8 protein-coding genes are annotated in these 7,974 nt (G+C 74.2%); 2 read left to right on the forward strand and 6 right to left on the reverse strand.

Annotation, left to right across the window (positions count from 1 at the left end):
- Positions 1-555 (forward strand): hypothetical protein (locus AE652_RS29555; RefSeq protein ID WP_049656998.1); only part of this gene is annotated, 555 nt, incomplete at its 5' end.
- Between the two features lie 177 nt (positions 556-732).
- On the forward strand, positions 733-1,710 hold the full coding sequence (locus tag AE652_RS29560; RefSeq protein WP_049656999.1) for a helix-turn-helix transcriptional regulator: 978 nt from the start codon (positions 733-735) through the stop codon (positions 1,708-1,710).
- A 64-nt stretch (positions 1,711-1,774) separates the two neighbouring features.
- On the opposite strand, the gene AE652_RS29565 is transcribed toward AE652_RS29560, so the two are convergent.
- The 6 genes from AE652_RS29565 to AE652_RS29590 form a co-directional block, all read right to left on the reverse strand.
- On the reverse strand, positions 1,775-2,734 hold the full coding sequence (locus AE652_RS29565) for an aldo/keto reductase (RefSeq protein WP_049657001.1): 960 nt from the start codon (positions 2,732-2,734) through the stop codon (positions 1,775-1,777).
- Positions 2,709-3,767, reverse strand: coding sequence for a YbhN family protein (locus AE652_RS29570; RefSeq protein ID WP_049657002.1), 1,059 nt, complete (start codon positions 3,765-3,767; stop codon positions 2,709-2,711). Before AE652_RS29570 ends, AE652_RS29565 begins: the two co-directional genes overlap by 26 nt.
- Entirely contained in the window at positions 3,764-4,804 is a 1,041-nt protein-coding gene (locus AE652_RS29575) for a glycosyltransferase family 2 protein (protein WP_234348580.1), read from the reverse strand. Before AE652_RS29575 ends, AE652_RS29570 begins: the two co-directional genes overlap by 4 nt.
- A complete protein-coding gene (locus AE652_RS29580; protein ID WP_049657004.1) occupies positions 4,797-5,960 on the reverse strand; it encodes an endonuclease/exonuclease/phosphatase family protein in 1,164 nt (387 codons plus the stop codon). The genes AE652_RS29575 and AE652_RS29580 overlap by 8 nt, the downstream gene beginning before the upstream one ends.
- Complete coding sequence (locus AE652_RS29585; RefSeq protein WP_053112327.1) at positions 5,954-6,973, reverse strand: decaprenyl-phosphate phosphoribosyltransferase; 1,020 nt, start codon at positions 6,971-6,973, stop codon at positions 5,954-5,956. The genes AE652_RS29580 and AE652_RS29585 overlap by 7 nt, the downstream gene beginning before the upstream one ends.
- A 20-nt stretch (positions 6,974-6,993) precedes the next feature.
- The coding region (locus AE652_RS29590; protein ID WP_049657009.1) for an NAD(P)-dependent oxidoreductase at positions 6,994-7,974 on the reverse strand (981 nt) is incomplete at its 5' end.

Here is a 7,974-nt window from a genome sequence, read left to right on the forward strand (position 1 = left end):
GGCCCGCTGACCCTGGCCGGCGCGGCCGGCGACGCCCCGCAACCGCTGCGACCGGACTCCTTCGGCCCCGGCGGCGGCCGGCCCACCGGCTGGAGCAGTGAGCAGCTGGGCGCCACCCTGGCCGGGCTCCTTCCGGCGGGCGGCGGCACGACGGTGCGCGGCGGTGACATTCCCGGCCGCACCTTCCGGGTCGACTGGGCGTCCCCGGTGGGCCAGGTGGAGCTCGTCGGCGGCGCCGACCGGACCGCCGACGCCCCGAACGTACCGCTCTGCGCCACGATCGCCCTGCCCAAGGTCACGCCGCGCCCCGGCGTGCCCTCGCCGCAGGAGGCGGCCCCGCGCACCAACTGCCAGGTGGCCGAACTCCCGGGCGGCGCCCGGGGCGAGGCGATGACGCTGACCTTCCCGCAGGGCGGCCGCGTCTCCCAGTACGTTCGCGTGCAGCGTGCCGACGGTCGGACGGTGACGCTCCAGCAGTGGGCCGGCGCGTCCGGCGCGGGCCTGGGAACGGACGAGCTGCTGGCGATCGCCGACGACCCCGCCTGGCGCTTCTGACCGGCCGCGGCCCGGGACGCGTCCGCCCCGCCGTGCGCCTGCCCGGCGGGGCGTGACCCGTGCTGTCGGCCCCCGGGGCGGGGCGGTGGGCATCCGAGAAATATTGGTATAGACCTAGTCGGCTAGCTGGCTTAGCCTCCCTGTGGTGACGAGCGGGACCATACGGGGGTATCTGCTGTGCTTGAGGTGCTGGGCATCGAACCGTCGGCGGAGGCGGTGTACCGGCTGATCGTGGAGGAGCCGGGGTTCCGGGTCGTCGACATGGCCGAGCGGTTGGGGTGGAGTGAGGAACGGGTGCGGGTCGCGTTGAACCGGTTGGCCGAGCTGGACCTGGTGAACCTGGAGGACGGCTGCCGGGACGCGGTGCCGTTCAATCCGGACGTCGGGTTCGGGTTCCTGCTCTCGCGGGCCACCGCGGACCTCAGCCGGCGCCAGCGGCAGATCGAGTCCGCCGAGCAGGCGGTGACGGCGCTGAGCGCCCGGTTCAACGCCAACCGGGCCTCGCGGTACGAGGTCATCCACCGGCTGGAGGGGCTGGACATGGTCCGCAAGCGGCTGGAGGACCTGGCCTCCACCGCCGAGCGCGAGTGCCTGTCGCTGCTGCCCGGCGGCGCCCAGCTGCCGGACACCATGGACGCCAGCGAGCCGCTGGACCGGCAGGCGCTGGAACGCGGAGTGCGGATCAGGAGCGTCTACCAGGAGAGCTTCCGCAACGACCCGGCGACGCTGGAGTACGTCCGCTGGTTCACCCGGCTCGGCGGGCAGGCCTGCACGGTGCCCTTCCTGCCGCTGCTGCTGGTGGTGGTGGACCGGGAGACCGCGCTGGTGCCGATCGACCCGCAGGACGGCCGCGCGGGCGCGCTGGAGGTGCGGACCCCGGGGGTGGTGAGCGCGCTGGCCCTGCTGTTCGAGGAGTTCTGGGCGGCGGGCACGCCGTTCGGCCAGGACCCGCGCCGCAACGAGCACGATCTGACGCCCCAGGAACGGGAGTTGCTGCTCCTGCTGAGCATCGGCTGCACCGACGAGGTGGCCTCCCGGCGGCTCGGGCTGTCGCTGCGCACGGTGCGCCGGATGAGCTCCCAGCTGATGAACCGGCTGGGCGCCCGCAGCCGGTTCGAGGCGGGGGTGCGCGCCGCGAAGGAGGGCTGGCTCTGACCGACGGGCACGGGGCCGGGGCCTGTCCCGCACGACAGGCCCCGACGGCTGGAGGGAGGTCCGGTCAGGCCGCGGTGTCCAGCCGTCGGCGCTGCTCCTCGTCGAGGACGAGGTCCAACGCGCCCAGGCTCTCCTCCAGTTGGGCGACGGAGCTGGCGCCGACCACCGGGACGGTCGGGACGGGGTGGCCGATCAGCCAGGCCAGCACCACCTGGTTGACGGTGGCGCCGGTCTCCTCGGCCACCTCCGCCAGTACGGCCAGCCGGGCCTTCGTCTCCGGCTGCTCGTACTCCGCGCGCAGCGGGCGGTCCGGGCGGCAGTACGAGCCGCCGAGCAGCGGGGAGTAGGCGAGCAGCGCCATCGAGGGCCGCGCCGCGAGGTACGAGAGCAGGGCCTCGTCGGCGTGCTTCTGGACGCCGAAGTCCGCGTCGGGCCTCGGGCGCAGGTAGCTGTGGCGCTGCTGGACGCACCGGTAGCCGGGCCAACCCCGGTCGGCGGCAAGGTCGTTGGCGTCGGCCAGCTGGGCGGCGCTGTGGTTGCTGCACCCGAGGGCGGTGACCTTGCCGTCGGCGACCAGCCTGGCGAAGGCGCCCATGGTCTCCTCGACCGGTGTGGCAGGGTCGGCCACGTGCGCGTAGTACAGGTCCAGCCGGTCGGTGCCGAGGCGGCACAGGCTGCCCTCCGCCGCCTCCCGCACCGCGCGGGCGGACAGGCCCTCGATGTGCTCGGGGAAGGGCAGTCCGGGCACCGGGCGGGCGCCGAGCTTGGTGGCGAGCACCAGGTCGTCGCGGTTGCCGCGGCGGGCCGTCCAGCGGCCGAGCAGCTCCTCGCTCTCGTAGCCGTTCGCACCGGGCGCCCAGAAGGCGTAGTTGTTCGAGGTGTCGATGAACGTCCCACCGGCTTCCGTGAACCGGTCGAGGATCGCCGTCGCGGTCTCCTCGTCGACGGTGGTGCCGAAGGTCATCGCGCCGAGACAGAGCACGCTGGCCGACTGGCCGTCAACTCCGAGGCTGCGGTACCGCATCAGTCTTCCCTCCAGGGGGATTGGCAGTGGTGTCGCCGGGCGCGGCCGGGGCAGTGCCCCGCCGCGACCTGGTCACCAGAATCATTACCCCGGCGGTGCCCAGTTCGGCCACTGTGCAGACCAGCCGGGAGACGATCGCGGCCGCGCCGGCCGTGGAGACCGGCACGACCGTCGACAGCGACAGCACCAGGACCATCTCCCGGGCGCCCAGGCCGTCCGGGAGGACGATCGTCAGCGTGCCCGCGACGGTGGCGAGCGCGAAGCCCCCGACGCAGGCCGCCAGCGAGCGGCCGGGCGGCCCGCCCAGGGCGACCACGATCAGCCACAGGTGCAGGCCGGCCGAGAACCAGGACAGCAGGGCCAGGGCGAGCGAAACCCGCACCGCGCGGGGCGAGTTGCGCCCGGACGGCGGCGGCCGGCGGAACAGCCGGGCGCCGTGCTCCACCGCCGCGCCGATCAGGCCCGGACGGACCACGAAGCAGAGCAGGACGAGGACCGGCAGGGCCAGCCACCAGGTGTTGCCGCCGAGCACGGCGGGCGCGATGCCGAGCGCGGCGAGGCAGGCGGTCAGCATGGTGATGCCCAGGCTGACCACGTAGGTGGTGACCATCCGTCCGGCCGTGGCCCCGTACTCGGCGCCCAGCTGGATGTGCGCGAGCAGTCCGAAGACCGGGGTCGGGAGGAACTTGCCGAGCAGCCCGCAGAAGAAGATCCGGGCGCTGCCGAACAGCCCGACGGGCGGCCCCAGGTCGTCCAGGACGGCCCGCCAGGACAGCAGGCCGAGCAGCAGCCCGCCGACGTTCGTCAGCACGGACAGCGCCAGCAGGGCCAGGGACCAGCCGTCCGTCATCCTGGTGACCAGGCTCCAGGCGTCGTTGCGGGCCACCGCGACCAGGCCCGCGACGCCGGCCACCAGGAGGACGGCGGTCAGCAGCCGTCGCCGGCCCCGCGGCGGGCCGGCCGGACCGCCCCCGGACGCGTCCGCTGTAACACCGTCCGTCGCGACGCCGTCCTTCGTGACACCGTCCGTCATGACGCCGGGTGCCGCGGCCGCCGGAAGCCGCGTTCGGTGAGCGCCCGCACCGCGCCCCGGGCGACGCCCGCCACCAGCGCGGTGTGCAGCAGGAAGTGGTAGCCGACGAACACCGGGTAGTACCGCAGCCCCTGGTCGCGCACCACGAACCGGGCCAGCCCCGGGTCCGCCACCGCGAACCAGGCCACGCCCAGGGCCGGGAGGACGGCGGCCTTGGGCGTGAGCAGCAGCAGCGGCAGGCTCCCCCAGGTGGCGGCGGTGGCCAGCACGCCCGGCATCCGGTTCGCCTTGAGCGCCCCGGGGCTGAAGCGGTGGGCGCCGGCGAACGCCACCAGCAGCTGCGAGCGCCGGTACTGCTCGCCGAGCAGCGCGCCCAGCCGCTCCACGTCGTCGTGCCGGCCGGTGATGCGCTCGGTCAGCAGGATCGGGTACTTCGCCGCCAGCCGCTCGCTGTACTCCACGTCCTCCGACTCGCGCAGGGTCTCGTCCAGCGGGCCGATCTCCTCGTACACCTCCCGCCGGATCGCGCACATGGCGAAGAAGACGGTGCGCACCCGGCCGGTGGCCCGCCGGCGCCACCAGTACTCGTGCAGGACGCGGTAGCGCTCGACCGGGCCGTCGTCGAACAGCGCCCGCTTGCCGACCACCCCGTGGACGCAGCCGAGGTCGGGCTGCTCCGCCAGCAGGGCCACGGCGTTCGCGACCGCGTCCGGGTCCAGCGCGATGTCGGAGTCCAGGAAGAACAGGATCTCCCCGGTGCTCTCGGCCGCCCCGCGGTTGCGGGCGACGGACACCCCGCCGTTCCGCTGGGTGATCAGCCGGACGGGGTAGCGCCGGACGATCTCCGGGGAGCGGTCCGAGCTGCCGTCGTCGACGACGAGTACCTCGTGCACGGGGTAGGTCTGCGCCAGGGCGGACTCGACGACCGCCGCGATGGTCTTCTCGTAGTTGTAGTTGGGGATGATCACCGACACGGTGGGCCGTGCGCCGGCCGTGGGTGCCTCCGGACCGGTCATGTGTGCCTCCGGATCAGCCATGTGTGCCTCCCGTTGCGGGCCCCGTGATCCAGGCGTCCTGGCGGAGATGGTCGGATGTGCCCTCGGGGCTGCTCAGCGAGTAGCGGTGGGTCCGGGAGCCGTGTGCGGTGAACGCCCAGTCGAAGCGCCACCAGTCGTGCCAGCTGCCGGCGTCCCAGGACATCGGCAGGACCGTGTCGCCCGCGTCCGCCGCGTCCTGGGTGAGGCCGCGCAGCTCGTTGAGGTCGCCCATGCCGGCGTTGGTGTTGAAGTCGCCGGCGATGAACAGGGGGTCGGGGTTGGCCCGGACGTCCCGGACCAGCCCGTCGAACTGCTGCCGGCGCTCCCGCTGCCGGCGGTGCACGTCGGCCGGGAAGTCCTGCGGGGGCATCCCGTAGGCGACCGGTACGAGCATGTGGACGTTGTAGAAGGACATCACCGAGCCGTTGACCGCGAGGTCGGTGCGCAGCACCTTGGCCCCGGCGAAGACGCGCGACCAGTCGCCCTCCCCGCGCGCCCGCAGCTCCTGGTCCGGGCCGACCGGCGGCTGCGCCACCACGGGGAACCGGGAGAGGGTCACCAACTCGCCCCGGGTGACCACCTGGTAGCCCGGGAACTCGCGCTTCAGCCGGGCGGTGTCGTCCACCTCGCGGGCGCCGTCGGCGCCGGCCGCGTCGTCCCAGTGCAGGTACTCCTGGAGCAGGTACACGTCGGCGTTCTGGGCCTTGAGGTAGGCGTAGAACCGGTCCGGGTCCACGTCGGAGCCCCAGTACTCGGTGTTCTGCGCGACGACGTGGATCGCGCCGGGCGGCACCGTCCGGTCGGCCGTCGCCGCGGCCAGCGTCAGTCCCGACTGGTCCAGCCCGACGGCGAGCGAGAGCACGCCCATGACGGCGGGCCAGCGCACCCGGCCGCGGCTTCGGCGCAGCCGGACGGCGAGGGCGGCCAGCAGCACCAGCAGCGGGACGCCGAGCAGGACCGGGGGCGGGGCGGCCCCGGGGACGACCCAGAACCAGGCCCGGCCGGTCAGGGCCTCCTGGAGCGCGCAGAACAGCAGCCACCCCGCGCTCACCGCGGCCAGCAGCCGGACCGGCCAGGTGGCGGCCCGGTCGGCGAGGAACCAGGACCGCCGGGGCCGGGGGAGCGCGAAGCGCCCGGGCTGGGGGGCCGTCACCATGACTGCACCGCCAGCAGGAGTCCGAAGCCGGTCAGCCACAGTCCGCCGACGGCGAGCATGGTCCGGTCCGTGAAGAGGGTCCGGGTCGGTTCGCCGCCGCCCTCGCTGACCAGCAGGATCTGCAGGTAGCGGGCGATCGCGAAGACCGCCAGCGGGGTGGAGAGCAGGATCCGCAGCTGGCGCATGCCGCCGGCCGCGGCGTCGCTCTGCAGGAAGGACACGTAGGCGAGCACGGTCACCGAGGCGGCGAAGGTGACCATGCTGTTCAGGAACGGGACGGAGTAGGCGCGCAGGGCCGGCCGGTGCAGCTCCGAGGGCCCGCCCTGCACCGAGGTCAGCTCGTGCCGGCGCTTGCCGAAGCCGAGCAGGATGCAGACCGAGAAGACGCAGAGCAGGAACCAGGAGGAGATCGGGACGGAGGCCGCCATGGCGCCGGCGCAGACCCGCAGCACGAAGCCGGTGGCGATGACTGAGACGTCGACCACCGAGACGTGCTTGAGGACGAAGCTGTACAGGATGTTGGTGACCGCGTAGACGAGCACGGGGACAGCGGCGGCCCCCGCGGCCGCCGAGCCGGCCAGCAGGGCGAGGTAGAGGACGGCGCCGAGCACGATCGCGACCGGGACCGGGACGGCCCCGGAGGCGATCGGGCGGTGGCGTTTGACCGGGTGGCGGCGGTCCCGCTCCCGGTCGGCGAGGTCGTTGACGACGTAGGTGGCCGAGGACGCGAGGACGAACAGGACCAGGACGGGCAGGGCGTCGGCGACGGCCGGCCACGGCGAGGCGCCGGACGCCAGCAGGGGCAGTACCAGGACGACCGCGTTCTTCGGCCACTGGAACGGTCTGACCAGCCGGAGCAGGCCGCGCACCAGCGAGCCGCGCCGGGGCTCCCCGGGCAGCCCGGACCCGCCGGGCTCCTCGGGCAGGTCGGCGGGCGGGGGGCCGGTGGCCCCGTCGGGCGGATGCACCGGCGGGCCGACGAGGCCCTTGCGGTACTCGCTCGCAGTACTCACTTCCGTTCCCTTCGCTGCTGTCAGAAGAGGACCTTGACCGTGCGCAGGGCACCCTCGCGCCAGCGGTCGGAGTGCGTCCGGCCGGTGGTGCCGGCCACGGCGGACCGGTTCGCGCGGTACCAGGTGAAGCTGCGCTCGATGGCGGTCGCGTTGGAGTGGCGGGGGGTGAAACCGAGCACCTCGCGGGCGTCGGTGATGTCGACGCAGGAGTCCCGGGTGAGCTTCTGGACGAGGCGTCCGTAGACCGGGGACAGCCGCAGCGCGGCCAGCGTCCGCAGGGCGGCCTTCGCCGGGCCGAGCGGCAGCGGGACGACCCGCTTGCCGTGGCCGGCGAGGTCCAGGACGACCTGGCAGTCCTCGCGGAACGAGCCGTACTCGGCCGCGCCGACGTTGAACTCCCGGTTGACGCGCTCGCCCGGCAGGGTCAGCACCGCGGTCACCAGGTCGCAGAGGTCCTCGACGTCCAGCATCTGGTTGAGGGTGTGGCCGCCGCCGAGGACGGGGAAGCCCCGGCCGTCGAGCGCCCAGTCGAAGAGCATCGCGAAGACGCCCAGCCGGCCCGGGCCGATGAAGGTCTTCGGCCGCAGGACGGGCACGCACATGCCCCGGTCGCGGTAGTCGGCGCACAGCCGCTCGGCCGCGATCTTCGCGGCGTTGTACGGGTCGACCGGGACCAGTGGGTGGGTCTCCGGGGTCGGCGTGCGCTCCGGCAGGCCGTACACCGCCGTGGAGGAGATGTGCAGCACCCGGTCGGTCCCGGCCCGCCGGGCGGCGTCCAGGACGGTACGGGTGCCGTCGACGTCCACCGAGCGGATCTCGGCCGCCGGGTGGCTCGGCAGGGCGGCGGCGCCGTGCACCACCACGTCGGCCTCGGCCGCCAGCCGGCCGAGCAGGGTGCGGTCCCGGACGTCGCCGACCACCGCCTCCACGGAGGGCAGGGCGGCGAGTCCGGGCGGCAGCGGGCGGCGGTCGAGGGCGACCACCCGGTGGACGGGCGAGCT

Source organism: Kitasatospora sp. MY 5-36 (genome assembly GCF_001182915.1).
Taxonomy (GTDB): Bacteria; Actinomycetota; Actinomycetes; order Streptomycetales; family Streptomycetaceae; genus Kitasatospora.